Origin of the sequence: Propionicimonas paludicola, assembly GCF_002563675.1 — a bacterium.
Lineage (GTDB): Bacteria > Actinomycetota > Actinomycetes > Propionibacteriales > Propionibacteriaceae > Propionicimonas > Propionicimonas paludicola.
In genome coordinates this window covers 1,228,516-1,253,110 of sequence record NZ_PDJC01000001.1, presented here as the reverse complement: position 1 = coordinate 1,253,110, position 24,595 = coordinate 1,228,516, and the positions used below count along the sequence as shown (strand labels likewise).

26 protein-coding genes and 4 tRNA genes are annotated in these 24,595 nt (G+C 68.4%); 14 read left to right on the top strand and 16 right to left on the bottom strand.

Features of this window, described 5'->3' with window-relative positions; genetic code table 11:
* The first annotated feature begins 129 nt into the window (after positions 1-129).
* The 5 genes from ATK74_RS05775 to ATK74_RS05755 all read left to right on the top strand — a co-directional run bounded on the left by ATK74_RS05775 (position 130) and on the right by ATK74_RS05755 (position 1,549).
* Positions 130-202 (top strand) — tRNA-Gly (locus ATK74_RS05775).
* A gap of 43 nt (positions 203-245) precedes the next feature.
* Positions 246-316 (top strand) — tRNA-Cys (locus ATK74_RS05770).
* A gap of 1 nt (position 317) precedes the next feature.
* Positions 318-389 (top strand) — tRNA-Val (locus tag ATK74_RS05765).
* 40 nt (positions 390-429) lie between these two features.
* A tRNA-Val gene (locus ATK74_RS05760) sits at positions 430-504 on the top strand.
* Between the two features lie 241 nt (positions 505-745).
* Positions 746-1,549: a sirohydrochlorin chelatase gene (locus tag ATK74_RS05755; RefSeq protein WP_169923748.1), complete on the top strand. Its 804-nt coding sequence runs from the start codon at positions 746-748 to the stop codon at positions 1,547-1,549.
* A gap of 1 nt (position 1,550) precedes the next feature.
* On the opposite strand, the gene ATK74_RS05750 is transcribed toward ATK74_RS05755, so the two are convergent.
* Positions 1,551-2,423: a polyphosphate kinase 2 family protein gene (locus ATK74_RS05750; RefSeq protein ID WP_098460139.1), complete on the bottom strand. Its 873-nt coding sequence runs from the start codon at positions 2,421-2,423 to the stop codon at positions 1,551-1,553.
* A 58-nt stretch (positions 2,424-2,481) separates the two neighbouring features.
* Between ATK74_RS05750 and ATK74_RS05745 the strand changes: the two genes are divergently transcribed.
* Complete coding sequence (locus tag ATK74_RS05745) at positions 2,482-3,537, top strand: ATP-dependent DNA ligase (RefSeq protein WP_098460138.1); 1,056 nt, start codon at positions 2,482-2,484, stop codon at positions 3,535-3,537.
* Here ATK74_RS05745 and ATK74_RS05740 read toward each other — a convergent pair.
* A complete protein-coding gene (locus tag ATK74_RS05740; protein WP_098460137.1) occupies positions 3,534-4,577 on the bottom strand; it encodes a DNA polymerase domain-containing protein in 1,044 nt (347 codons plus the stop codon). The two genes, ATK74_RS05745 and ATK74_RS05740, sit on opposite strands and share 4 nt — an antisense overlap.
* 62 nt (positions 4,578-4,639) lie before the next feature.
* Here ATK74_RS05740 and msrB point away from each other — a divergent pair, with 62 nt between their 5' ends.
* From msrB to ATK74_RS05725, 3 genes are read left to right on the top strand one after another with little or no spacing between them, the layout of a single operon-like run.
* Entirely contained in the window at positions 4,640-5,077 is a 438-nt protein-coding gene (msrB, locus tag ATK74_RS05735; RefSeq protein WP_098460136.1) for a peptide-methionine (R)-S-oxide reductase MsrB, read from the top strand.
* Between the two features lie 26 nt (positions 5,078-5,103).
* The gene (locus ATK74_RS05730) at positions 5,104-5,700 is read left to right on the top strand and encodes a DUF3000 domain-containing protein (RefSeq protein ID WP_098460135.1); all 597 of its coding nucleotides are present in this window, start codon (positions 5,104-5,106) and stop codon (positions 5,698-5,700) included.
* Positions 5,688-6,953 (top strand): HRDC domain-containing protein, encoded by a 1,266-nt coding sequence (locus ATK74_RS05725; RefSeq protein ID WP_211283293.1) that lies wholly within the window; start codon positions 5,688-5,690, stop codon positions 6,951-6,953. The genes ATK74_RS05730 and ATK74_RS05725 overlap by 13 nt, the downstream gene beginning before the upstream one ends.
* Here ATK74_RS05725 and dxs read toward each other — a convergent pair.
* The 7 genes from dxs to ATK74_RS05690 all read right to left on the bottom strand — a co-directional run bounded on the left by dxs (position 6,937) and on the right by ATK74_RS05690 (position 16,022).
* On the bottom strand, positions 6,937-8,856 hold the full coding sequence (dxs, locus tag ATK74_RS05720) for a 1-deoxy-D-xylulose-5-phosphate synthase (RefSeq protein ID WP_098460134.1): 1,920 nt from the start codon (positions 8,854-8,856) through the stop codon (positions 6,937-6,939). The genes ATK74_RS05725 and dxs overlap by 17 nt on opposite strands.
* 14 nt (positions 8,857-8,870) lie before the next feature.
* Complete coding sequence (locus ATK74_RS05715; protein WP_098460133.1) at positions 8,871-9,251, bottom strand: hypothetical protein; 381 nt, start codon at positions 9,249-9,251, stop codon at positions 8,871-8,873.
* A gap of 25 nt (positions 9,252-9,276) precedes the next feature.
* Positions 9,277-9,783, bottom strand: coding sequence for a hypothetical protein (locus ATK74_RS05710; protein WP_098460132.1), 507 nt, complete (start codon positions 9,781-9,783; stop codon positions 9,277-9,279).
* Positions 9,780-12,578 carry an aconitate hydratase AcnA gene (gene acnA / locus ATK74_RS05705; RefSeq protein ID WP_098460131.1) on the bottom strand — a complete coding sequence of 933 codons (2,799 nt, stop codon included), beginning with the start codon at positions 12,576-12,578 and terminating at the stop codon, positions 9,780-9,782. Before acnA ends, ATK74_RS05710 begins: the two co-directional genes overlap by 4 nt.
* A gap of 92 nt (positions 12,579-12,670) precedes the next feature.
* The gene (locus tag ATK74_RS05700; RefSeq protein ID WP_098460130.1) at positions 12,671-12,850 is read right to left on the bottom strand and encodes a DUF6767 domain-containing protein; all 180 of its coding nucleotides are present in this window, start codon (positions 12,848-12,850) and stop codon (positions 12,671-12,673) included.
* On the bottom strand, positions 12,847-13,983 hold the full coding sequence (locus ATK74_RS05695; protein WP_245840775.1) for a class I SAM-dependent RNA methyltransferase: 1,137 nt from the start codon (positions 13,981-13,983) through the stop codon (positions 12,847-12,849). Before ATK74_RS05695 ends, ATK74_RS05700 begins: the two co-directional genes overlap by 4 nt.
* A complete protein-coding gene (locus ATK74_RS05690; protein WP_425440096.1) occupies positions 13,980-16,022 on the bottom strand; it encodes an APC family permease in 2,043 nt (680 codons plus the stop codon). The genes ATK74_RS05695 and ATK74_RS05690 overlap by 4 nt, the downstream gene beginning before the upstream one ends.
* A 191-nt stretch (positions 16,023-16,213) precedes the next feature.
* Here ATK74_RS05690 and ATK74_RS05685 point away from each other — a divergent pair, with 191 nt between their 5' ends.
* Both ATK74_RS05685 and ATK74_RS05680 read left to right on the top strand, forming a co-directional pair.
* A complete protein-coding gene (locus ATK74_RS05685; RefSeq protein ID WP_098460129.1) occupies positions 16,214-16,876 on the top strand; it encodes a potassium channel family protein in 663 nt (220 codons plus the stop codon).
* An 11-nt stretch (positions 16,877-16,887) separates the two neighbouring features.
* Positions 16,888-17,562 (top strand): potassium channel family protein, encoded by a 675-nt coding sequence (locus ATK74_RS05680; RefSeq protein ID WP_098460128.1) that lies wholly within the window; start codon positions 16,888-16,890, stop codon positions 17,560-17,562.
* A 1-nt stretch (position 17,563) separates the two neighbouring features.
* On the opposite strand, the gene ATK74_RS05675 is transcribed toward ATK74_RS05680, so the two are convergent.
* The 3 genes from ATK74_RS05675 to dut are packed head-to-tail and all read right to left on the bottom strand — an operon-like array spanning position 17,564 to position 19,181.
* The gene (locus ATK74_RS05675) at positions 17,564-17,932 is read right to left on the bottom strand and encodes an OB-fold nucleic acid binding domain-containing protein (protein ID WP_098460127.1); all 369 of its coding nucleotides are present in this window, start codon (positions 17,930-17,932) and stop codon (positions 17,564-17,566) included.
* Positions 17,932-18,684 (bottom strand): DUF3710 domain-containing protein, encoded by a 753-nt coding sequence (locus tag ATK74_RS05670; RefSeq protein ID WP_098460126.1) that lies wholly within the window; start codon positions 18,682-18,684, stop codon positions 17,932-17,934. The genes ATK74_RS05675 and ATK74_RS05670 overlap by 1 nt, the downstream gene beginning before the upstream one ends.
* Positions 18,681-19,181, bottom strand: coding sequence for a dUTP diphosphatase (gene dut, locus ATK74_RS05665; protein ID WP_098460125.1), 501 nt, complete (start codon positions 19,179-19,181; stop codon positions 18,681-18,683). Before dut ends, ATK74_RS05670 begins: the two co-directional genes overlap by 4 nt.
* Before the next feature lie 73 nt (positions 19,182-19,254).
* On the opposite strand from dut, the gene ATK74_RS05660 reads away from it, so the two are divergent.
* Positions 19,255-19,548 (top strand): DUF4235 domain-containing protein, encoded by a 294-nt coding sequence (locus ATK74_RS05660; protein WP_098460124.1) that lies wholly within the window; start codon positions 19,255-19,257, stop codon positions 19,546-19,548.
* Between the two features lie 22 nt (positions 19,549-19,570).
* Here the strand turns inward: ATK74_RS05660 and ATK74_RS05655 are convergent, their stop codons facing one another.
* Positions 19,571-19,867 carry a DUF4193 domain-containing protein gene (locus tag ATK74_RS05655; RefSeq protein ID WP_098460123.1) on the bottom strand — a complete coding sequence of 99 codons (297 nt, stop codon included), beginning with the start codon at positions 19,865-19,867 and terminating at the stop codon, positions 19,571-19,573.
* Positions 19,868-20,054: 187 nt separating this feature from the next.
* Here ATK74_RS05655 and sepH point away from each other — a divergent pair, with 187 nt between their 5' ends.
* Positions 20,055-21,122: a septation protein SepH gene (sepH, locus tag ATK74_RS05650; protein ID WP_169923747.1), complete on the top strand. Its 1,068-nt coding sequence runs from the start codon at positions 20,055-20,057 to the stop codon at positions 21,120-21,122.
* Positions 21,123-21,125: 3 nt separating this feature from the next.
* Here the strand turns inward: sepH and ATK74_RS05645 are convergent, their stop codons facing one another.
* Complete coding sequence (locus ATK74_RS05645) at positions 21,126-21,767, bottom strand: thymidine kinase (RefSeq protein WP_098462045.1); 642 nt, start codon at positions 21,765-21,767, stop codon at positions 21,126-21,128.
* Positions 21,768-21,869: 102 nt separating this feature from the next.
* Here ATK74_RS05645 and ATK74_RS05640 point away from each other — a divergent pair, with 102 nt between their 5' ends.
* A complete protein-coding gene (locus ATK74_RS05640; RefSeq protein ID WP_098460121.1) occupies positions 21,870-22,862 on the top strand; it encodes an aldo/keto reductase in 993 nt (330 codons plus the stop codon).
* Positions 22,863-22,884: 22 nt separating this feature from the next.
* Here the strand turns inward: ATK74_RS05640 and ATK74_RS05635 are convergent, their stop codons facing one another.
* Together ATK74_RS05635 and ATK74_RS05630 are read right to left on the bottom strand one after the other, a co-directional pair.
* The gene (locus tag ATK74_RS05635) at positions 22,885-23,991 is read right to left on the bottom strand and encodes an alkaline phosphatase family protein (protein ID WP_098460120.1); all 1,107 of its coding nucleotides are present in this window, start codon (positions 23,989-23,991) and stop codon (positions 22,885-22,887) included.
* On the bottom strand, positions 23,988-24,575 hold the full coding sequence (locus ATK74_RS05630; RefSeq protein WP_098460119.1) for a DUF5998 family protein: 588 nt from the start codon (positions 24,573-24,575) through the stop codon (positions 23,988-23,990). Before ATK74_RS05630 ends, ATK74_RS05635 begins: the two co-directional genes overlap by 4 nt.
* Positions 24,576-24,595: the final 20 nt, after the last annotated feature.

Below are 24,595 nucleotides of genomic sequence, written 5' to 3'. Positions count from 1 at the left end.
CCGGCCGGTCGAGAGACCCTTCCGAGTAGCGTTGTCGGGTCGGGAATGAGGGCCTGCGAGCACCCGTTTTGCGGCCGGTCAGGGCTTAGGTTATGGTTGCTCTCGCACTTGCGCCGGACGCAAGAGCATGCGGACGTGGCTCAGTTGGTAGAGCATCACCTTGCCAAGGTGAGGGTCGCGGGTTCGAATCCCGTCGTCCGCTCGGAGAAGGTCTCATCATCCCGACTTCGAGACCGGCTCTCGCCGGTGGAGTGGCCGAGAGGCGAGGCAACGGACTGCAAATCCGTGTACACGGGTTCAAATCCCGTCTCCACCTCGGGCGGCTGGCGCAGCGGTAGCGCGCTTCCCTGACACGGAAGAGGTCACTGGTTCGATCCCAGTGTCGCCCACAATCGGCTCCCCGCGAAGCCGAGGATGTACCCAAGTCGCGGGCGATTGGCGCAGTGGTAGCGCGCTTCGTTCACACCGAAGAGGTCACTGGTTCGAACCCAGTATCGCCCACCATCTCTCTCCGGAGAGCCGTCCCGGCATCCGAACAGCCAAATCCCACAATCTGGACGACATCTCGCTTTGTCGCCTACTTCCAACGCCTACGTAACTCGCACGTAACAGGCGATCTCAATATCTGGACGGACGTCTCAGCGTCCGGTACGTGAAATTGCATAACGAGATGGTTACGACCACTCTTGTGTCTGACAGGAAACCCGGCAAGGGAGCCGTCCTCTTCAGACAGGAAGGCACGCGCATGACTGCCCCAGCACTTGTGATGGTGGCCCGCGGAAGCTCCGACCCGATGGTGGCTCAGGTCACCCACGAGTTGCGTAGCGGATTGCAGCAGTTGCGTTCGGAGATCTCCATTCATGGTGCCTTTCTCGAGCAGAGCCCGCCCTCGGTCGGCCAGGTGGCCGATCAGATTGCCGAAGCCGGCATCGACGAGGTTGTCCTGGTTCCGCTCCAGCTGACCCACGCCGTGGATTGCTCGCCCTTCCTGGACGATGTCCTCAGCCGCTCCCGCTCGCGGCACCCGAAGCTGCGCTTCACCATGTCGCGTCCGATCGGCCCCGAGCTGAGCCTGCTCACCATCCTCGACCAGCGGCTGCGCTCCTCGCTCAGCCAGGCTCGTTGCCTCGAGCTGGACGGACTGGTGCTCTCGGCCGACTGCGGCGGCGACGTCCGCGGCAGCTCGCTGCTGGCCCGCCGGGCCCGGCAGTGGTCGACCCACCACCGGCTCCCCTGCCTGACCGCGGTCGCCGACGATTCGGGTCCCTCGGTGGCTCAGGCGATCATGAGCCTGCGCGCCCAGGGCCGCCGGCACATCGCCGTGGGTTCGTTCTTCCTGGCTGCCGACGAGTCCTACCGCGCGCAGTCGGATCTGGCTTACCGCTACGGCGCAGTCGCCGTGAGCGAACCGCTGGGGGCAGCCCGCGAGGTGATCGACCTGGTCCTGGCTCGCTACGCGTTCGCCGCCATGGATCTGCTCGACTTCGGCCTGGAGGACGCCGAGACCGAAGAGGTGCCCGAGCGGCACCTGAGCGTGGTCAGCGCCTGAGTCAGCTCGCCTCCACCCGGGCCTGCTCGGTGGCGACATCGAACTCGGCCGGGGGCCAGTCCAGCTTCAGGTCGGCCAACGCCTCGCGCAGCAACTCGGCCACCGCCCAGTTGCGATACCACTTGCGGTCCGCCGGAATCACGTGCCAGGGCGCGTCCGGGGTGTTGCACAGCTCCAGAGCGGCCGCGTAGGCCTCCTGGTAGGCCGGCCACTTCAGCCGCGCGTCAACGTCGCCGGGGTTGTACTTCCAGTACTTGCTGGGCTCGGCCAGCCGCTCGGCGAGCCGACGGCGCTGCTCCTCGAAGGAGACATTGAGCATGCACTTGATCACCGTGGTGCCACCGGCGACCAGTTCGGCTTCGAACTCGTTGATCTGGTCGTAGCGCCGGCGCCACTCGGCCTCCGGCACCAGCGACTCGACCCGCACCACCAGGACGTCCTCGTAGTGCGAGCGGTCGAAGATGCCGATCATTCCCGGACCGGGCAGTGCCTTGCGGATCCGCCACAGGAAGTCGTGCGCGCGTTCCTCGGCGGTGGGCGCCTTGAACGCAGCCAGCTGGACGCCTTGTGGATCCACCAAACCGATCGCGTGCCGGATCACCCCGCCCTTGCCCGAGGTGTCCATCCCCTGCAACACCACCAGCACCCCCGGAGCCGTCTCCGGCTCCGATCGTCCATTGGCGTAGAGGACCTCCTGCAGGTCGGACAGCTCGACGCCCAAGGCGTCGGTCTCCTCCTGCGAGTCGGACTTGCCGTGGCCCGGGTACCCCGGGGTGGCGGACGGGTCGAAGTCAGCCAACCGGACCGGACCGGCCGGTACCCGCAGCAACTCCGACAGCGGCCGTCCGGCCCGCTTCGCCGAATGTGAACTCATTGCAGCAGTCTTACCCCATCCCGCCGGCTGTGCCGAGCCCTACTGCCACGATGTGGAGATGCAGCTGCCGCTCCTGCCTCCGGTTGAGCCGATGCTGGCCCGGGCCACCACGGCCATTCCGCCCGGCTTGGCCTACGAGCCCAAGTGGGACGGCTACCGCTGCCTGGTCTTCCGCGACGGCGACGAGGTGGTCCTGTCCAGCCGCAATGGCAAGGACCTCAGCGGCTACTTCCCCGAGGCGGTGCAGGCTGTGCGGGCCGGCACTCCGGCTCGCTGCGTCCTGGACGGCGAGCTGGTGGTGGTGAACGGCGATCGGCTGGACTTCACCCTGCTTGGCGAACGAGTGCACCCCTCGGCGAAGCGGGTCGCCGAGCTTTCCGTGCGCCATCCGGCCTCACTGGTCTTCTGGGATCTGCTCGCCGAAGGTGACGAACTGCTCGTCGAGCGGCCCTTCACCGAACGCCGCCGGCGACTGGAGCTCGCCCTGGCCGAGCCGTCCGAGCGCATCCACGTGACCCCGTTGACTCTGGATCAGGCGCTGGCCGAGCGCTGGTTCACCCAGTTCGAGGGCGCCGGCCTGGACGGGGTGGTGGCCAAGCCACTGGACCAGCCCTATCGGCCCGGCGAACGGGCAATGTTCAAGATCAAACACGCGCGCGAGGCGGACGTGGTGGTGGCCGGATACCGGCTCGATCAGGCGTCGGCCCAGCCCCAGGTGAGTTCGCTGCAACTGGGCCTGTATGCGGCCGACGGCACGCTGCGCTTTGTCGGAGCCAGTTCGGCCTTCGCCACCACTGTGCGCCGCGACCTGGCCGCCCTGCTCAGTGAACTCGACCTGCCGGCCGACGCACCGCACCCCTGGGCCGACGGCAACCCGGACAACGGCGGCCCGCGGGCCACCAACCGCTGGAACTCCGTGGCTCGGCAGACCCAGCTGATCTGGCCGATGCTGGTCTGCGAAGTCGGCTACGACCACCTCGAGGGCGAGCGGTTCCGGCACACCGTCGGCTTCCGGCGATGGCGCCCCGATCGCGAGCCGGCCTCGTGCACCTTCGATCAGCTGGCCGAGGTGCCCCGGTTCGATCTCGCCGAGATCCTCGGCCCGACGGGCTAGTTCGGATCCTCCCAGTTGGCCTGGTTCTTGCGGCTGGGCTGCACCCGCGGCGGCTCGCCAGGCATCTTCGGATACTCCGGTGGATAGGGCAGCTCGCCCTCGCCGTCGGCGGCGTCCCGGTCGTACCACTCGATCAGAGTCGCCAGTGACCCGGGTGCAACAGTGTCCAGCTCGGCCCACAGGTCGCCCCGCTCAGCGAACCGCTCGGGCATGGTCACCACGCTGAAGTCCTGCGGCTCGGCCTCAGTCAGCTCGTCCCAGGTCAGCGGGGCGGACACCAGCGCGTCGGGCACCGGACGGATCGAGTAGGCCGAGGTCATCAGCCGGTCGCGGGCCATCTGGTTGAAGTCCAGGAAGATCCGCTCGCCGCGCTCCTCCTTCCACCAGTTCACGGTGACCAGTTCGGGACGCCGTCTGGCCAGCTCGCGTCCGGCCGCGATCACCGCATGCCGGGCCGTGATGAAGTCGCTGGGCTCGATCCGGACGAAGACATGGACGCCGCGTCCGCCACTGGTCTTGCAGAAGGCGGTCAGGCCGGCCTCCGTGAGCACCTCGCGCAGCTCCACGGCAGCCTCAGCGGCCTGCCGGAACCCGGTGCCCGGCTGCGGGTCCAGATCCAGGCGCAGCTGATCGACGAGTTCGGGCGCCGCGCTGCGCACCGGCCAGGGATGGAACCGCAGCGTGCCCAGGTTGGCCATCCAGAGCACTGTGGCCAGGTTGTCCGGCGCCACCTCGACAGCGGTACGTCCCGAGGGGAACCTCACCTCCACCCGGGCCACCCAGTCCGGAGCATTGCCCGGGAGCCGCTTCTGGTAGAAAGCCTCCTGCGGCTCGTCGTCGGGCCCCGGCACCCCGCCCGGCCACCGCTCCATGGCTGTGGGACGATGGTGCAACGCGCGCAGGATCCCTGGCCCCACGCTGCGGAAATATCCGACCACGTCCGCTTTGTTGAGGTGCAGAGAGGGAAAGTAGACCTTCTCCGGGCTGCTGATCCGGACCTGTTGGTCGTCCAGCTCGAGTATCAACTCTGACGTGGCCATGGACCCAGGCTAGGGTCCGGCTGCAGCAGAGCGTCCGGCAGACAATTGCGAAGGAGTTGCGGATGAGCCTCAAGATCGAGAAGACCCCCGAACAGTGGAAGGCTCTGCTCTCGCCGCTGGAGTACCGCGTCCTGCGCGAGTCCGGCACCGAAGCACCGTTCACCGGTGAGTACACCGACACCACCGCCGCCGGCATCTACCGCTGCCGCGCCTGCGGCACCGAGCTGTTCCGCAGTGACCACAAGTTCGAGTCGCACTGCGGCTGGCCGTCCTTCTACACCGCCGCCGCCGAGGATCGGGTGGTCTACCTGGAGGATCGCAGCCTGCCCGGACGGGCTCGGGTCGAGGTGCGCTGCGCCGCCTGCGACTCCCACCTGGGACACGTCTTCGAGGGCGAGGGGTACCAGACCCCGACCGACCAGCGGTTCTGCATCAACTCGGTCAGCCTGACCTTCGAACCGGACGGCTCGGCCACTCACGGCGCGCCCAGCGAGTCCTGAGCCCCGGCCTTCACTAGGCTCGGAGCGTGGCCGCACGGTTCGAGCCGACTCCTTCACCACTGTTCCAAGAGGTGGTGAACGCGATCGTCGGGATGTCCTGGCGACCGGAGCTGAGCGTCGAAGAGATCCCGGCCCCGGCGAAGATTGCGCCGTTCTCGGTGGCGATCAGCGCCGAGGTCGAAGTTGCCGAGGAGGAACTCGGCAGCGGACGACTGGTGCTGCTCCACGATCCGGCCGGCAGCGCTGCCTGGGAGGGTGAGTTCCGTTGTGTCACCTATGCCCGGGCAGAGGTGGACGCCGAGATGGCGATCGATCCGCTGATCACAGAAGTGGGCTGGTCGTGGCTGCTGGACGCGCTGGAGCGTAACCATGCGGCCTTCATCGCGCCCAGTGGGACGGTCACTACAGTGGCCAGCCGTTCTTTCGGCGGGATCGCCACCGATGGACTGCGGGCCGAGATCGAGCTGCGTGCATCGTGGACGCCGCTGATCGAGTGTGCGGATGATTTGGTGCGGCACCTGGAGAGTTGGGCAGACCTGGTCTGCCAGACCGCGGGGTTGCCGCCATTGCCTGAAGGAGTGGTTCCGATTGCATCACGAAGGGCAGGATCGTGGCTGAGGTAGAGACCGAAGCCACGCAGCCCGTCGTCACCTATCCCGTCCTGGCCGCCCCGGCCGAGGGAGTTCCACCGCTGGTGGACACCCCGGCCGCGCTGGAAGCCAGCCAGGCAGCTCTTGCCGCCGGCCACGGGCCGGTCGGCGTCGACACCGAGCGCGCCCACGGCTACCGCTACACGGCCAAGGCTTATCTGATTCAGCTCCGCCGCGACGGCGGTGGCACTCACCTGATCGACCCAACCGCCTTCGAGAACGGGCAGCCCAGGGCCGACTTCTCCGCCCTGGCTGCGCAACTGTCGGACGTGGACTGGATCCTGCACGCCGCCAGCCAGGATCTGCCCTGCCTGGCCGAGGTGAAACTGCTCCCCCGTCAGCTCTTCGACACCGAGTTGGCCGCACGCCTGCTGGGCCTGCCCCGGGTGAACCTGAGCGCGCTGATGGAGCAGGCACTGGGACTCTCACTGGCCAAGGAGCACTCGGCTGCGGACTGGTCAAAGCGACCGATCCCCGAGGACTGGCTGAACTACGCGGCCCTGGACGTCGAGCGGCTGACCGAGCTGCGCGAGTGGCAGATCGAGCGGCTCACCGAAGCCGACAAGCTGGATTGGGCCATGCAAGAGTTCGAGTACCTGGCCGAGCACGCCAACGACCCGGCCGTGCCGCGCAAGGAGCCGTGGCGCCGGCTCACCGGCTTGCACACCCTGCGCACCCTGCTCGGCCTGGCCGTGGCCAGGGAGCTGTGGCTGGCCCGCGAGGAGCTGGCCAGGAGCGAGGACCGAGCACCGGGCCGAGTGCTCCCCGATCGCAACATCGTCGAGGTGGCCCGGTCGATCGAAACCAACCGCGAGCGCCGACTGGATCGCACCTGGCTGCGCGGCATCTCCGGCTTCGCCAAGCGTTCCGCCCTGCGCAATGAGCAGCAATGGCTGGCTGCGGTGAACCGCGCCGTCCAACTCCCCAAGGCCGAGTACCCGGCCCGGCACCTGATCCCGGACGGACCGCCGCAGCCGCGAGCGTGGGAACGGCGCTGGCCGGAGTCCTTCGAGCGGTTCAACCGGGTACGTCCGGCGCTGATCGAGTTGGCCGAAAGCCTGGAGGTCCCAGTGGAGAACCTGCTCTCCCCCGACCATCTGCGCCGGTTGCTGTGGGATTCACCGGCCACCATGGACGCGACCGAAGCCGATCAGCGACTGGCCGAACTCGGGGCCCGCCAGTGGCAGCGTGAACTGGCCGTGCCGGTGATCACTCAGCTCTGGTGAAGCTCTGCTGCCGCTCGGTGGCGGCGATCTGCTCGGTGGCGAACCGGGCCAGCTGCTGAGCGGTCAGGCCCAGTTCGGCGAGGAGCTCACTGCGGGCGCCCTGCGGGACGAACTGTGACGGCACTCCGAACTCCCGAATCCGGGTGTCCAGCCCGGCGGCTCGGCACTCCTGGGAGAGCCGGGCACCCAGCCCACCGACGATCTCGTTGTCCTCGATGGTCAGCACCAGCTCATGGGCGGCCACCAGCGAGATGAGATCGGCAGAGACAGGCAGCGCCCAGACCGGATCAACCACGGTCGCGCTGATCCCCTGCTGGGCCAGTCGTTGACCGACCTCGACGGCCATCCCGCACAGTTGGCCGTAGCCGACCACCAGGACTCGTCCGGAGCCTTCGCCGAAGAGCACGTCGACCGAGCCGGCTTTGGCGATCGACGGCACCGGACTCGGCAGCGCCTCCTTCGAGAAGCGGATCACGCTGGGCCGATCATCGATTTTCACCGCAGTCCGGAGCGCCTCACACAGCCGGGGCTCGTCGCGCGGGGCACTCAAGGTGAGCCCGGGGACCAGGCCGAGCAGCGACGGATCCCACAGGCCGTGGTGGCTCGGTCCGTCCGGCCCGGTGATCCCGGCCCGGTCGAGGACGAAGGTGACCCCGAGCTTGTGCAAAGCGACGTCCATCAGGACCTGGTCGAAAGCGCGGTTCAAGAAGGTGGCGTACACCGCGACCACCGGGTGCAACCCGGCAGTGGCCAAGCCGGCCGCGCTGGTGACCGCATGCTGTTCAGCGATACCGACATCGAAGACCCGGTCCGGGAACAGCGTGGCGAACCGATCCAGGCCGGTCGGGTGCAGCATGGCCGCGGTCAGCGCCACCACCTGATCGTCGGTGGCCGCGATCCGGGCCAACTCCTCGCCGAAGGCATCGGTCCAGGAGCGGACGCCCGGAGCCAACGACTCGCCGGTGACCTCGTCGATCACGCCGACCGCGTGGAAGCGATCCTGCTCGTCCTGCTCGGCGGCCTTGAAGCCACGTCCCTTCTGGGTGATGCAGTGCACCAGCACCGGAGCGTCGAAGCCCTTGGCCCGCTGGAGGGCCAGCTCGACGGCGGCCACGTCGTGGCCGTCGATCGGCCCCACGTACTTCAGGCCGAGGTCGGAGAACATCCCCTGCGGCGCCAGGACGTCCTTGACGCCCATCTTGAAGCCGTGCATGAGCCCGTAGATCATCTGCCCGATCACCGGAGCACCGAGAACGGTCTCCTTGATCCGGTGCAGCAGTCGCTCATAGCGGCGGTCGGTACGGATCGCGGTGAGCTGCTTGCCGAGCACCGAAAGCTGGGTGGCCACGCCGCCCACGGTCGGGGTGTAGGAGCGGCCGTTGTCGTTGATCACGATCACCAGCCGCTCGTCCTGGGCGACCGCGATGTTGTTCAGCGCCTCCCAGGCCATGCCTCCGGTCAGGGCGCCGTCACCGACCACCACGGCCACGTGGTCCTCGCGTCCCTGCAGCCGATAGGCCTTGGCCAGCCCGTCCGCCCAGGACAGCCCGGCCGAAGCGTGGGAGTTCTCCACCCAGTCGTGCGGCGACTCGGCGCGCGAGGGGTAGCCGGACAGGCCCCCGGGCTTGCGCAAGGTCGGGAAGTCGCCCTGACGGCCGGTCAGAATCTTGTGGACGTAGCTCTGGTGGCCGGTGTCGAAGATGATCGGCTCGGATGGCGAGTCGAAGACCCGGTGCAGTGCGATGGTCAGTTCGACCACGCCAAGGTTGGGACCCAGATGCCCGCCGGTCCGGCTGACATTGCTGATCAGGAAGGCCCGGATCTCCTCGGCCAACTCGGGAAGCTGGCTGGGATCCAGCTTCCGCAGGTCCTGAGGACAGTTGATCTGGTCGAGAAGCGGCACCCCAGGAGTCTACGTCACAGCCGAACCCGGAACCGTGCACCCCCCAGGGCATCGGCCACCAGCCGGACCTCGCGGCGACGTCGCTGCAGGTGCGCGGTCGCCTCCTGCCAGACCTCGGCGGCCTGCCCCACGACCTCTGGCGACACTCGTCCCGACAGCTGCGCCCGCAGGGTGCGCAGGTCCACCTCACCGGCCCGAATCGCTCCGTCCAGCTGCCAACCGGCGAACCGCGCCAGCACCAGCGGCTGACGGCGCAGCACCGGATGGTTGCGGAACTCGGCCGGGCAGCAGTCCAGTAGGAACTCCACGGCGGTGAGCTCCCAGTCCGGCGCGCTGGGTGGCCACACCCGTCCCGGCCAGCCCGGCGGGACGTTCTGACTCCGAACGACGCTCACGCGCTAATCGTACACGCGTTCTAATCTAGCGGAGCAGCCACCAACTGATGGCGGCCACGGCGCCGACTGCGAGAACGGCCAGTCCGACGTCACGGATGACCTTGGCTCTCGTGGCGCTCCCCCATTCGTGGGTGAGCAGCGCGGCCGCTGCCGGGATCAGAGCGGCCAGCGCCCACCACCACCAGGTCTCCAAGCGATCGACCGAGACCAGGAGCGCGGCAACCGACGTTGCGGCGACCGCGTAGCGCCAGCCCAAATGGAGCAGCACACCCAGCACCACCCAGCCCAGTGCCAGGCCGACCAGGGACGAGACCACGGCCCAACCCAGGCGGCAGTCCGCAGCCGCGTCGCTCGAGGCGGCCCGGCAGGCCGCGGTGCCCACACTCGCATTGACCAGGACGACAGTCCCGCCGGCGATCATCAGCGCGCCCAGGCTGGCCAGGTAGGACCAGGCGATCCGCGCCGAGATGGGCAGACTGGTCGGCGTCCGAACCTCGTCCGGACGCGCTACCTTGGCCCGCCGTGAGCTCATCGCTGCAGCAGCGAGCGGAGCACGTACTGCATGATGCCCCCGTGGCGGTAGTAGTCCGCCTCTCCAGGAGTGTCGATGCGAACCACGGCGTCGAAGCTGATCGGCGCCGGCCCACCGGTGGCCGTCACTCGGACGGTCTTCGGAGTACGACCCTCGTTGAGTTCGGTGATGCCAGACACGGAGAACACCTCAGTGCCGGTCAGGCCCAGGGATGCCGCGTTGTGGCCCTCGGGGAACTGCAGCGGAAGGACGCCCATCCCGATCAGGTTGGACCGATGGATCCGCTCGTAGCTCTCGGCGATGACCACCTTGACCCCGAGCAGCGCCGTCCCCTTGGCCGCCCAGTCCCGGGATGATCCCGAGCCGTACTCCTTGCCGGCCAGGACCACCAGTGGAATCCCGGCCGCCTGGTAGTTCACCGAGACGTCGTAGACCGTGGAAACCGGGCCGTCCGCAGCGGTGAAGTCCCTGGTGAAGCCGCCCTCGGTGCCCGGAGCCAGCTGATTGCGCAGCCGGATGTTGGCGAACGTGCCGCGGATCATCACTTCGTGGTTGCCGCGCCGCGAGCCGTAGGAGTTGAAGTCGGTGCGCGCCACGCCGTGCTCGGTGAGGTACTTCCCGGCCGGGCTGTCGGCCTTGATCGAACCGGCCGGCGAGATGTGGTCGGTGGTGACCGAGTCGCCCAGCTTGAGCAGAACCCGGGCCCCGTCCACATCGGTCACCGGCACCGGCTGAGCCGGCATGTTCTCGAAGTACGGCGGACGCCGCACGTAGGTCGAGTCGGCCTCCCACTCGAAGGTGTCACCGGTCGGGGTCGGCAGCGACTGCCAGACCTGATCGCCGGCGAACACGTCGGCATAGCGGGAGGTGAACATCTCCGCGGTGATCGAGGAGCTGATCACCTCGTCCACCTCGGCCTGGGTCGGCCAGATGTCGCGCAGGTAGACCGGCTGGCCCGACGATCCGATGCCCAGCGGCTCGGTGGTCAGGTCCAGATCCATCCGTCCGGCCAGGGCGTAGGCCACCACCAGCGGCGGGCTGGCCAGGTAGTTCATCTTCACGTCCGGGTTGATCCGGCCCTCGAAGTTGCGGTTGCCGGACAGCACGGCGGTGACCGCGAGATCGGCGGCGTTGACGGCCTGGGAGACCTCGGGGATCAGCGGTCCGGAGTTGCCGATGCAGGTGGTGCAGCCGTAGCCGACCAGGTTGAAGTCCAGCGCGTCCAGGTACTTGGTCAGCCCGGACTTCTCGTAGTAGTCGGTGACCACCTTGGAGCCGGGCGCCAGCGAGGTCTTCACCCAGGGCTTGCGGGTCAGTCCGGCCTCGACGGCCTTCTTGGCCACCAGCGCCGCACCGATCATCACGCTCGGGTTGGAGGTGTTGGTGCACGAGGTGATCGCCGCGATGGTCACTGCGCCGTGGTCGATGGTGAAGCTGGTGCCGTCGGCCAGACTGACCTGGGTCGGCTTGGACGGCCGGCTCAGCGAGGCGCCCTCGCCGTAGGCGTGCGGGGCCGCCGACCCGTTCGTCCCGGTCTGGGAGGGGACGTCCGATGCCGGGAAGGACTCGGCCACGGCCTCGTCGTAGCCAACCGGCTTCTCGTCCACCACGTAGTCACGCAACGCCTCGGCGAAGCCCTGCTTGGCGTTGGCCAGGATCACCCGATCCTGCGGACGCTTGGGCCCGGCGATGCTGGGCACCACGGTGGAGAGATCCAGTTCGAGATACTCCGAGTAGCGCGGCTCGTGGTTGGCGTCGTGCCACAGACCCTGGGCCTTGGCGTAGGCCTCGACCAGTTCCAGCTGCTCGGCCGGACGTCCGGTCAGCCGCAGGTAGTCGATGGTCTTGTCGTCGATCGGGAAGATGGCGATGGTCGAGCCGTACTCGGGGCTCATGTTGCCGATGGTGGCCCGGTTGGCCAGCGGCACCTCGGCCACGCCGGAGCCGTAGAACTCGACGAACTTGCCGACCACCTTGTGGGTGCGCAGCATCTCGGTGATGGTCAACACCAGGTCGGTGGCTGTGGTGCCCTCGGGCAGCTTGCCGGACAGCTTGAAGCCGACCACCCGCGGAATCAGCATGGACACCGGCTGGCCGAGCATGGCTGCCTCGGCCTCGATGCCACCCACGCCCCAGCCGACGACCCCGAGGCCGTTGACCATGGTGGTGTGCGAGTCGGTGCCCACACAGGTGTCCGGGTAGGCCTGCAGAACGCCGTTGACCTCGCGGGGGAAGACCACGCGGGCCAGGTGCTCGATGTTGACCTGATGGACGATGCCGGTGCCCGGCGGGACCACCACGAAGTCGTCGAACGCGGTCTGGCCCCAGCGCAGGAACTGGTAGCGCTCGCGGTTGCGCTGGTACTCCAGCTCGACGTTGCGGGCGAACGCGTCCTGGGTGCCGAACAGGTCGGCCACCACCGAGTGATCGATCACCATCTCGGCCGGAGACAGCGGGTTAACCTTGGCCGGGTCGCCACCAAGTTCGGCGATGGCCTCACGCATGGTGGCCAGGTCGACAACACACGGAACCCCGGTGAAGTCCTGCATGATCACCCGGGCCGGGGTGAACTGGATCTCGCGGTTCGGCTCGGCGGCCGGGTCCCACGCGCCCAGCGCCGTGATGTCGGCGGCGGTGATGTTCGCACCGTCCTCGGTGCGCAACAGGTTCTCCAGGAGCACCTTCAGGCTGAACGGCAACGTCGCGGCGCCTTCCACGGCACCCACCTGGAAGATCTGGTACGTCTTCCCGGCCACCTCAAGTTCAGTCGCTGCTCGGAAGCTGTCGATGCTCATTGGACCTCCATCGTCCCCAAGATATCTCGATGTCGAGATACTAACTCAGCCTAGCTCAGTCGGCCAGCACCACGACGGTACCGAGACCGAACTCATCGGGCCTGGCGACGCTGCGCGATCCACTCCTCCTGGAGGTCCGGATCACTGCGAACCAGGTACACCAGCGGGCAGTCCTGTGGGCCGGTGACGTCCAGCTGACACAGATTGCAGACGTCACCGGGACGGATCGGGCACTTCGCCTCGATCACCCGGCGGGTCTTGGTCTCACTCATCTCGGTTCCAGGATGGCAAGGCATTCAACATGGTGGGTCAACGGGAACAAGTCGTAGGCGCTCACCGCGGAGGGGACATACCCCAACTGGTCCAAAGTGAGCAGGTCGCGACCCAGTGCCGCCGGGTCGCAGGCCACGTAGGCGATCCGGCGCGGAGAGCGGCGGACGAGTTGGGCCAGCACGTCCGCATCCGTACCGGTGCGCGGCGGATCGAGGACCACCAGATCGGCGCGACCGGGCAACCGGGTCAGCCGCCGGGCCACGTCCCCGGCCAGGAAGCGAGCCGTGGGCACGTTGCGGCGAGCCAGCTCGACCGCCTTCGTCGAACCTTCGATCCCCCACACCATGCAGCCGGCTGCGGCCAGCGCGCCGGCGAACAGGCCCACGCCGCAATACAGGTCGAACGCCACCTCGCCTGGCTGTGGAGCCAGTGCGGCGACCACGGCCTCACTCAGGGTGGCGGCTGCGGACGTGTGCGGCTGCCAGAAGCCGTCACCGGCCACCTGGTAGCTCCGCTCGCCGACCCGCTCGGTCACCTCGGTGGGGTCGTTCGGGTCGATGAACAGCCCGTCCGCCGTGGCGATGGCGAGCAACTCTCCCCCATCGGCCCTGGCCTGGACTCCGGGGCTGGCGATCTGCGGCAGCGCGATCCGGCAGCCACCCTCGGGCAGAGGGACGATCTCGCGGGAGCGATGGGCCAGCAGCCCGGGACGCCCCTGGCCGTCGAGCCGGTAGCGCATTCGCGAGCGCCACTGCAGCGGCGCCGGCAGCACCTCGGCCACCGTCCCGGTGAACTGATAGCCGGCCAGGTGCGCCAGCTGTTCGGCCACCACTTGACGCTTCAACTCACGGCTGTGCGCAGCGCTGACGTGTTGGAAGTCGCAGCCGCCGCACCGCCCGGCCACCGGGCAGGGCGGGGTGACCCGATGCTCACTTGCGCGCTGCACGGCCACCACGAAGCCGCGCGCGAAGCGCCGGTTCACGTCGGTGATCTGGACGTCCACCAGCTCGCCGCTGAGCGCATGCCGGACGAAGATGACTTGGCCTTCATGGCGTGCCACGAAATGGCCGCCATGGGCCACCGGGCCGATCTCGAGCCCGGTCACCACCTCACCGGGCTGCAGCGGGCTCACTTCTGCGCCGGACGATCGTCAGTGTCGGACATCCGCACTTGGCCGCTTCCCGGACGCCGCCAGGCGGCCACGTTGTCCCGCTTGGCGCGGTTGATCGCGTAGCGGGAGGACGCCAGCAGGTAGGGCACCGAGGTGACCATCACGCCCTGCATGAAGTTCAGCCGTGCCTTCAGGATCAGACCGGTCTGGTTGTGCAGCAGGCTCTCCCACCAGTGCCCGACCACGTACTCGGGGATGTAGACACAGACCACGTCCCGCGGGTTGTCCGAGCGGATGCCCTTCACGTAGTTCAGGAACGGCCCGGTCACCTCGCGGTACGGCGAGGCGATCACGCGCAGCGGGACTTCCAGGCCCTGGGCCTCCCACTCGGCCATGATCGACCGCGTCTCGGCCTCGTCGATGGAGACGGTCACCGCCTCGATCGAGCTGGCCCGGGTCGCTCGAGCGAAGTTCACCGCACGCATGGTCGGCTTGTTCACTTCCTGCACCATGATCACGGCCCGCACTCGGCTGGGCAGCAGCCGAGCCTCGGTCGGGCTGACCGCGGTCTCCCGGCTGACCTTCTCGTAGTGTCGGCGGATCGAGCGCATCAGCAGGAACACGGCGGCCATGGCCAGCACGGCCAGGTAGGCGCCGTAGATGAACTTGGAGGCCAGGACGATCACCAGCACGATGCCGGTGCCGGTCAGCCCGATCGCGTTGATCACCCGAGAACGCTGCATCCGTGCCCGCACCTTGGGATCACGCTCGGTGGCCAGGTGCCGGGTCCAGTGCCGCATCATTCCGAACTGGCTGACCGTGAACGAGACGAACACGCCGACCACATAGAGCTGGATCAGCGAGGTCACCGAGGCGTTGTAGATCAGCACCAGCACGATCGCGGCCGCAGCCAGAGCGATGATGCCGTTCGAGTAGGCCAGCCGATCGCCACGGGTGTGCAGCGCCTTGGGCAGGAAGCCGTCCCGGGCCAGGATCGAGCCCAGCACCGGGAAGCCGTTGAAGGCGGTGTTCGCGGCCAGGATCAAGATGATCATGGTCATGGCGATCACGAAGTAGAAGCCCGGCGGGAAGGTGTCGAAGACCGTCCGCGCCAGCTGGCCCATCGCAGTCTCGTGCGCGACCTCGGTCGGGATGCCGTTCTTCGCGAAGTGCGAGTGGCCCTCCGGGTCGACCAGCTTCAGGCCGGTCAGGTTGGCCAGCACGATGATGCCGGCGAGCATGGTGACGGCGATTCCGCCGAGCAGGGCCAAGGTGGTGGCCGCGTTGTGGCTCTTCGGCTCCCGGAAGGCAGGGACGCCGTTGGAGATGGCCTCGACCCCGGTCAGAGCCGCACAGCCGGAAGAGAATGCCCGGGCCAGGAGGACCACCATGGCCACTCCGGCCAGTGGTTCGAACGACGGCGAGCCGATCACTTCCAGTCCGGCGGTCGGCGCCTGCAGGTGCTCACCCATACCGAAGATCCGGAACAGGCCCCAGCCGGTCATGCCCAGCACGCCGATCATGAAGCCGTAGGTGGGGATCGCGAAGAAGGAACCCGACTCGCGCACCCCGCGCAGGTTCATGGCCATCAGAGCCAGGATGCCGAGTGCGGCCACCCAGCCCTCATTGCCCTGCAGGGCCGGGAAGATGGCTTTGGCGTTCTGGACGCCCGAGGAGACCGAGACCGCGACGGTGAGGATGTAGTCGACCAACAGGGCCGAGGCGACCACCAGGCCGGCGTTCGGACCGAGGTTCACCGTGGCCACCTCGTAGTCGCCACCGCCGGAAGGATACGCGTGCACGGTCTGCCGATACGACAGCACCACGATCAGCATCACCGCAGCTACAGCGAGCGCGATCGGCCAGGAGTAGTAGAAGCCCGCCATGCCAGCCAGCGAGAGCGTCAGCAGGATCTCGTCGGGGGCGTACGCAACCGAGCTCAGCGCGTCCGAAGCGAAAACCGGCAACGCGATGCGCTTGGGCAACAGGGTCTCGCCGAGTTGGGCGTTGGCCAGCTTGCGGCCCACCAGAAGCCGCTTCACCATGTCCAGCACGTTCACGTAGACGCACCCTATGCCAACCGGGCACCGAAACCTACCTCACCCGCCCGCTCACCGCTTGGCGCCGCTCCCCCAGCCGCCCCGGCGCTCGGTGTAGCGTCTGCTGCGGCCAGATGTTGACGCGGTCCGGTCGGCGAAAACCGGTAAGGTCAACCACGCAGCAGTAGCCATTACGAGTGGAGGCGTCGGCGATGCACATCGTCATCATGGGTTGCGGACGTGTCGGGTCGTCCCTGGCTCGAGCCTTGGAGCGCCGCGGGCACTCCGTCGCGGTGATCGACATCGTCCAGGACGCCTTCCGCCGGCTCGGTCCCGACTTCCAGGGCAAGACGGTCAAGGGCGTCGGTTTCGACCGCCAGGTGCTGATCCGGGCGGGCATCGAGAAGGCGGACGGCTTCGCCGCGGTGTCCAGCGGCGACAACTCCAACATTCTGGCCGCCCGGGTGGTCCGGGAGACCTTCGAGGTGACCAATGTGGTCGCCCGTATCTACGACCAGGGACGCGCCGAGGTGTACGAGCGGCTGGGCATCCCCTCGGTGGCCACCGTCCGCTGGGCGGCCGACATGGTGCTGCGCCGACTGCTCCCCTCCGGCTCCGAGCCGCAGTGGCGCGATCCGTCCGGGGCCGTGCGGCTGGTCGAGGTCCACGTCGACCCGGCCTGGGTGGGCACCAAGGTGTCGGCCATGGAGAAGGCGTCCTCCTGCAAGATCCCCTTCCTGATGCGATTCGGCACCGGAACCGTCCCCAATGACCAGACCGTCTTCCAGGACGGCGACCTGATCTACGCCGCGGTGACCAACGAACTGGTCACCGACGTCGAAGACATCCTCGGCCAGGCCCCGGTCGAGCACTGAAAGGCAGATAGATGCGCGTAGCCATCGCTGGGGCCGGGAATGTCGGCCGGTCCATCGCCCGTGAGTTGATCGCCAACGGTCACACGGTCTTGCTGATCGATCGCGACCCGAACGCGATCAAGCCCGACAGCGTCCCGGAGGCCGAATGGCTGCTGGCCGACGCCTGTGAGCTGACCAGCCTCGAAGAGGCAAACCTGGAGTCCTGTGACGTGGCCATCGCCGCGACCGGCGACGACAAGGCCAACCTGGTTCATTCGCTGCTGGCCCGCACCGAGTTCGGAGTGCCGCGCACGGTCGGCCGGGTGAACCACCCGAGCAACGAGTGGATGTTCGACGAGCTGTGGGGGGTGGACGTCGCCGTCTCCACTCCGCGACTGATGTGCGCCCTGGTCGAAGAGGCGGTGACCGTCGGCGACCTGGTCCGACTGTTCAGCTTCCGTGGCGGCCACACCAACCTGGTCGAGATGACTCTGCCGGAGGATTCGCCGCGAGTCGGGACGCGGGTTGCCGACCTCGACCTTCCCGGGGACGCCGTGCTGGTCACGGTCATCCGGGACGGCGCCGCCCGGGCACCGGAGCGGGATGCCGCTCTGGAAGCCGACGACGAGCTGCTGTTCGTGGCCAACCCCAGCTACGAGGCCGCGCTGGCCCAGTACCTGGCACCGCGGGCGGTCGCAGCCGAGTAGCTCAGGCCGCGACCAGTTCGTAGAACGGGTTGTAGAGCCGGCGTTCGCCGTCCACGAAAGAGACCCGGCCGGACACGATCAGTTCCTGCCCGGCAGCGATGCCCGGAATCGAGCGACGTCCCATCCAGATCAGGGTGACCGTCCCAGAGCCGTCGGTGAACTCAGCCTCCAGCCAGGGCGTCCCGCCGCGCGGTTTCATGCTCAGGATGGCGATCGAGCCGCGCATCCGAGCGAACTGACGATCCTTGACCTCGCTGATCGGATTCGCCCCGGCCTCCTCGACCACCCGCTGCCGCGCCTCCGACTCCAGTTCGGCGTTGGACGCACCCAGGCGGCGAAGCGCCTTCAGTAGACGGTTGGTACTGGCCATCACGCGACTCCTTCCGGCAGCTTGAGCCCGATCACCTCGCCCGGGACCATCGGCTTGCTTCCGCGCCGCACCACGAGGTTGCGGAAGAACTCCACGAACGGCGCCACCTTCGGGTCGGTGGCCTCGGCCAGCGCCGCCTCACCCAGCAGGGTGGCCCGGAGCAGCCAGCGCGGGCCCTCGGCGAACCACACCTGGGAGACGTGGAAGAGCTGCTCGCCCTTCGGGCCGGCCTGCGGGATGACTCGCTTCAGCTGCGGGCCGAACGGTCCGTCCTCCAGCGACACCTTGCCTCCGGCCGCCTCGGCTTCCTCGACCAGCTCCTCGCGCAAGTCGTGGGCCAGTCCACCGCTGCCGGGTGCCGCGAACAGCACCACTTCCAGCCCGGACTCCTCCCACACGCAGGTGATCGCCTGGACCACCCGGGTTGCTTCGTCCACCTGGAGCTGGACACCCAGACCGTCCCAGGGGGTGACGATCAGCGAGCCCAGATCGATCCGGTTGACGTCATCGTGGGCCAACTCGACCTCGTCGTAGTCGAAGGGACCTTCGGCCCGCCAGTCCACGTCGGCCAGTTCCGGCGCCTCGACCGGTTCGCCGTCGGCCTCATCGAGCTCTTCAGGCTCGTCGAGCTCGGTCAGCTCGGCCTCCAGTTCCTCGACGTCGGCGGCCTCGTCCAGCTCCGCCGACGACTCCTCGACCGGCACCGGCTCGGCGTCCACTTCCTCGGCCTTGCGCTTGCGCCCAAAGATCACTTGCCCACCTCAGTTTCCGTTCGCTGCGTCGACTGGCCCAGCCACTGAGCCACACCACCGGTAGAACCGTAGCCGCCCGCGCCCCGATCGCTGTCGGGCAGGGCGTCCAGCTCCACAAAACTCACTGCGTCGACCCGCTGCACCACCAGCTGGGCGACCAGGTCTCCCCTGCTGAGCCGGATCGGCGTGTGCCGATCGGTGTTCAGCAGGCAAATCTTCACTTCGCCCCGATAGCCGGAGTCGATGGTGCCCGGTGCGTTGACGATGGTCAGCCCGCTGCGGGCAGCCAGGCCCGAGCGCGGGTGGACGAAGCCGGCCCAGCCGTCCGGCAGCACCAAGGCGAGCCCGGTGCCGACGACCTTCCGTTCTCCGGGGGCCAGCTCACAGTCTTCGGCGATAGCCAGATCGGCGCCTGCGTCGCCGTGATGGGCGTAGCGCGGCAGCGGCACTCCGGGGTCGAGCCGGACGAAGCCGACCTCGATGCTCTGGCTGGTCACGGGCGCAGTCTAGCGGCGTCCATGCATTGCCCGATGCCCAGCCACGAGGCATGATGCCCAGTAGGAGGTAATCGTGGAGATCTCGGAAAAGCTTGTGTGGGGCCTGGTCACGGCCGCCACTTCGACGATCGCCACTGCGGTGGCGGTCAAGGCGGTCACGGCCGCCTGGGAACTGGCCACGGGCGAGACTCCGCCGGAGCCGAACGACCCCCAGGTTCCGCTGCGTCGTGCGTTGACCTGGGCGCTCGCCAGTGGGGTGGGGATCGGGTTGACCCAGTTGTTGGCCAACCGCTTCGCTGCGTCGCGCTGGGCGGCAGCCACGGGCAAGCCCGCCCCGAGGGTCGGCAAGACCACGCTCAGGATCTGAGCGCGGGCCTGCCGAAGGTTGGTCAGCCAGCGCAGTCCACGCAGTAGCTGACGCCACCACGCACTTCTGCAATCTGGCTGCGGTGCTTCACCAGGAAGCAAGACCCGCAAGTGAACTCATCGGCCTGTCGGGGCAGCACTCGAACAGTCAGTTCCTCGTGAGAGAGGTCTGCGCCGGGCAACTCGAAGGCTTCGGCCGCTTCGACCTCATCCTCGTCGACCTTGCCCGAGTTCTTGTCGTTGCGCCGGGTCTTGAGTTCCTCGATCGAGTCTTCGCTTTCCTCGTCTGTCTTGCGAGGGGCGTCGTAGTCGGTCGCCATGACTTTTCGTTCATCTCCATTCCGGGGGCGGCTGATTGCGGCCTTATGGTGCCAGGAATGCATACCACATGCGTGCCCCGTCTTACTCGCGCATGAGTGATGCATGTGCAGATCCACGGCCGGTCCACACCGGCATCTGTCCATCGGCTTGGTAGGTTACCTGCGTACGCAAGCCGAAAGAGAGGCGATGACGCACCAGGAGCCACCGGCCGAGCCCGGCTCGACTCTGCGTCCGTCGCCGGAGAGCTCACCGCTGGAGATCGAAATGGAAAGCGCTCTGACCCCGAGGGAGATTCAGGCGCGCATCCGTGGCGGCGAGAGTCTGGCCGATGTCGCCCGCCTCGCCGGGATGACCACCGACTGGGTGGAACCCTTCGCAGCACCGGTGATCGCCGAACGGGAGTACGTCGCCGCGCAGGCGCAGTCGCACCCGGTGCGGCGCAGTGGCGAGACCATCGCCCACCGCAACCTGGCCCAGGTCGTGGCCGACCGGCTGGCCTCTCGCGGGGTGGAGCTGGACAGCGTCACCTGGGACGCCTGGAAGCTCGAGGGACGCCGCTGGCAGGTCCGCGTCGACTACGAGTCCGGCAAGGCCCGCCGCGAGGCCCTGTTCAGCTACGACACCGGCGGCCGGTTCTCGGTGGCCGAGAACGACGACGCCCGCTGGCTGCTCGGCCTGCACTCGGCCTCCCACGGACCGCAGCCCGGACGCCGGCGCCGCGAAGAGGACGCCGAGCCGACCGTGGGCCTCAACGAGGATCTCGCCCTGGTTCGGGTGGTCCAGCCGCGGGTCGACGAGGCCGCCGACCCCGACGACACCCAGCCGCTGCCCGAGGAGGACCTCGGCGAGTACACCGACGACGCCTACACCGAGGCCGAGCTGGCCGAGGTGGACGGGATCTACGACATCGTCCCCGGTCAGGACTCCAACCTCGACGTGCTCTACGACATGCTGTCCAGCTTCGATGAGGACTCCGTCCAGATCTACGCCGGGCTGATCCGTCCGCTGGATGGCAGCGCGGCCGTCCCGGTGCTGGACACCGTCGACGAACTCAGCGACGAGCCTGAGCCGGAACCCGAGCCCGAGCATCCGGTGACCCGGCTGCACCCGGCCGAGCCCGAACAGCTCCCGTTGCCCCCGGACGAGCCCGAGGAGCAGCCTCAGGCACCCGCCCGGGGCAAGCGCAAGCGCGCTCAGGTGCCCAGCTGGGACGAGATCATGTTCGGCTCGCCCTCGCCCAAGAAGCGAGACTGAGCGCTAGCTGCGCTCGAACGGCAGCGGCTCCGGGTTGAGCGTCACGGCCGCGATCTCCCGGGTCAGCTTGCGTCGATGGTGTCGGCGGCAGAGCACCTGGTAGGAGACCTCGCTGGAGTCGGTGTCGCCGACCACCACCTGGTTGCCTTCGGTGACCATCACCCCGTTGACGGTCCGGGCATTATGCGTGGCCGGCTCCCCGCACCAGCAGCGCGGCCGCACCTGGAGGATCTCCATCCGATCGCACAGCTCGACCAGCCGCCGGGAGGCCGGGAACAACTGAGTGCGGAAGTCGGTCAGAATTCCGAAGCAGAACACGTCGATCTGGAGCTCATCGACGATTCGGGCCAGCTGATCGATGTGCTCGCTGAGGAAGAACTGCGACTCGTCGCAGACCAGGTAGTCGATCCGCTTGCCGCCGGTCAGCTCGGTCACCACGTAGCGCCAGAAGTCCAGCTCGTCATCCACCTCGAGGGCGGGGGCGTCCAACCCGATCCGGGAGCTGATGGTGGCGCCACCGGCCCGGTCCAGCCGCGTGAACAAACGTCCCTGTCGCCCGGCGGAGTTCTCGGTGTAGGCCACCTGGAGCGCCAGCGTCGACTTGCCGCAGTCCATCGGCCCGGTGAAAAAGATCAGTTCCGCCACATCGGTCATTCTCACCCACCACCGACTCCTCCGCCTACTTGGATGCCACCCGGACGGCCTGAGCTAGGCTGCCTGGCGTCGCCGATCGAGAGGATGCCGACCATGCAGCACCGTCCCCTGGGACGCACCGGACGCCAGATCTCCGCGATCGGCCTGGGCACCTGGCAGTTGGGCGCCGACTGGGGCGAGGTGAGCCCGAGCGATGCCGCGGCCGTGCTGGCCGGTTCGCTCGACGCCGGGGTCACCTTGTTCGACACCGCCGACGTCTACGGCGACGGACGCAGCGAGTCGCTGATCGCCGACTTCCTGGCCACCAGGCCCGGACATCAGGTCACCGTGGCCACCAAGATGGGCCGCCGGATGGACCAGGTGCCGGCCAACTACGTCCCCGAGAACTTCCGGGCCTGGACCGACCGTTCCCGTCGCAACCTCGGCGTGGCGACTCTCGACCTGGTCCAGCTGCACTGTCCGCCCACCGAGGTGATCACCTCGGACGCCACCTACCAGGCCTTGGACGAGTTGGTGGCCGACGGCACCATCGCCGCCTATGGAGTGTCGGTGGAGACCTGTGACCAGGCCCTGGCCGCGATCGCCCGGCCGAACCTGACCAATGTGCAGATCATCGTGAACCCGTTCCGGCTCAAGCCGCTGGACGAGGTGCTGCCGGCCGCCGCGGCCGCCGGCGTGGCCGTCTTCGCCCGGGTGCCGCTGGCCTCGGGCCTGCTGTCGGGCCGCTACACCGCCGACACCTCGTTCGCCGCCAACGACCATCGCAGCTACAACCGTCACGGCGAGGCCTTCGATCGAGGCGAGACCTTCTCCGGGGTGGACTACCAGGTCGGCCTGGCCGCGGCTGCCCGGCTTGCCGCCGCGCTCCCGGACGGGGTGAGCCTGCCGGCCGCGACGCTCGCCTGGATCGCCTCCCGACCCGGGGTGACCACGGTGATCCCCGGCGCCCGGAACGTCGCTCAGGCCGCAGCCAATGCGGCCGCTGCCGAGCTGATCGAGGGTGGCTTCGATCTGGACGGTTTCGACGCGGTGATCCACCAGACCTACGACGACCTGCTGCGGACGGCCATTCACCCACTGTGGTGAGCGGCTCGGCCGGGACCGAGCCTCAGCCGATCAGGAGCGGGATGTCCATCTCGGCTGCGGTCAGCGAGCCGTGCATGCCGACCAGGGACATCTCCCGCGGCAGGGTCCGGGTCATCACGGCGCCATCGTCGCTGCGAGCCACCAGGACGTCCCCGAACCGCGGGGCCAGGCTGGGGCTCAGCGGGCCGAACCAGCCCTCGGCCTCCGCCTCGGCCCGGGTGCGGACCCAGGCCTGCTCGCCCAGCCGATCCCGCCAGCGCGCGGCTACGGCGTCCGGCTCAGCGGTCATCAGCTGACGCAGCCGGCCCTCGCCGGCCAGCGCCCGCACGCCGGTCAGCAGCTCCGGCTCGTCCTCGACGATCAGCCGGTTGGTCTTGGGCACGTTCACCATGCCGTGGTCGCCGGTGATCAGCACGACGACCTCGTCGGACAGTCCTGAGCGCAGCGCCTGAGCCAGCGCGTCCACCTCGGCCAGCCGACGCAGCCACGCCGTGGAGCCCACGCCGCGCTCGTGGCCGGCGTGATCGAGGTTGCGCTCGTACAGATAGCCGACCGCGCGCTGCCCGCGGCTCATCGCCTCCACGGCGAGCTCGACCCGCCGCGGCTGATCAGACTCGTCGCGGACCGGCAGGAAGGCCGGGCCGCGCAGCGCGGCTGTGCTCAGCCCGCTGCCGGCGAAGTGTGCCGGAGCGATCACGGCGGTGGCCACCCCGGCATCCTGCAGGCGCTCGAAGTAGGTCAGCTGGGGCTGGACGTCCAGGGCACTGATCTCGGCCGGCCAGCGCAGGGTGGCCAGTACCTGGCCGCTGGGCGGATACCAGAACGAGTAGCCGGCCAGTCCATGCCGGCCCGGCGGCAGCCCGGTACCCAGGCTGGTGATCGAGGTGGCCGTGGTGCTGGGCACGCCGCAGGTCAGCTGGCGTCCGCGCAGTGAGGCCAGGTAGGGGGCGTGCTCGGCGTACTCGTCCAGCAGCGCCGCGCCCAGGCCGTCCACCAGGAAGACCAGGTACTTCTCGGCCGCCGGCAGACCGATCGTGTCGACGGCATTCGGCACGCCCAGCTGGGCTCCGACACCGGGCAGCAGATCAGCCAGGCTGGCTCCGCCGTAGTCAGGCAGCCGCGGCTTCACCGATGGCCACCGCTGGCCTGCTGAAGGGCTGAGCCGAAGGCGATGAGCTCGGCGACCTTGGCCGGACCGTCGCCGGCCAGGCTGATCCGGACGGTCAGGTCGTCACCGGCCAGCATCCCGGAGTAGCCGTGATCGGCCTCACACTCGGGATCGGCGCAGTGAGCCGGCTCCAGATCCACCCGGCGCACCGTGCCCCAGGTGACGGTCAGCCAGGCCTCGTCAGTTCCGGACTTGCGCGAGCCGTAGTGCTCAGGATGAGAGACCACCTGGCTCAGCGCCACCGAGGCGACCCGGACCAGCGGCACCGACTCGGTCGTGGTCAGCGCCTGCGGCGGTCCACCCGCGCTGTCGTTCTCGTCGGTGTGGGACACGATCAGCCGCGAGTCGGTCAGCACCAGTACCGACAGGTGCCGCTGGATCTCGTCGCGGTTGAAGGTGGCCTCGTGGTGAACCAGATGCGCCGTAGCGGTCTCGCTACCCAGGGCGAAGGCGATTGACTCGCTGACCAGCTCAGGAAAGTAGCCGCAGGCGCGAATCTCGGCTTCCAGAGCCTGCGGCAGTCGCGGCTCGGCGTGCGGCGTCATTGAACCATCTTCCCACGCGG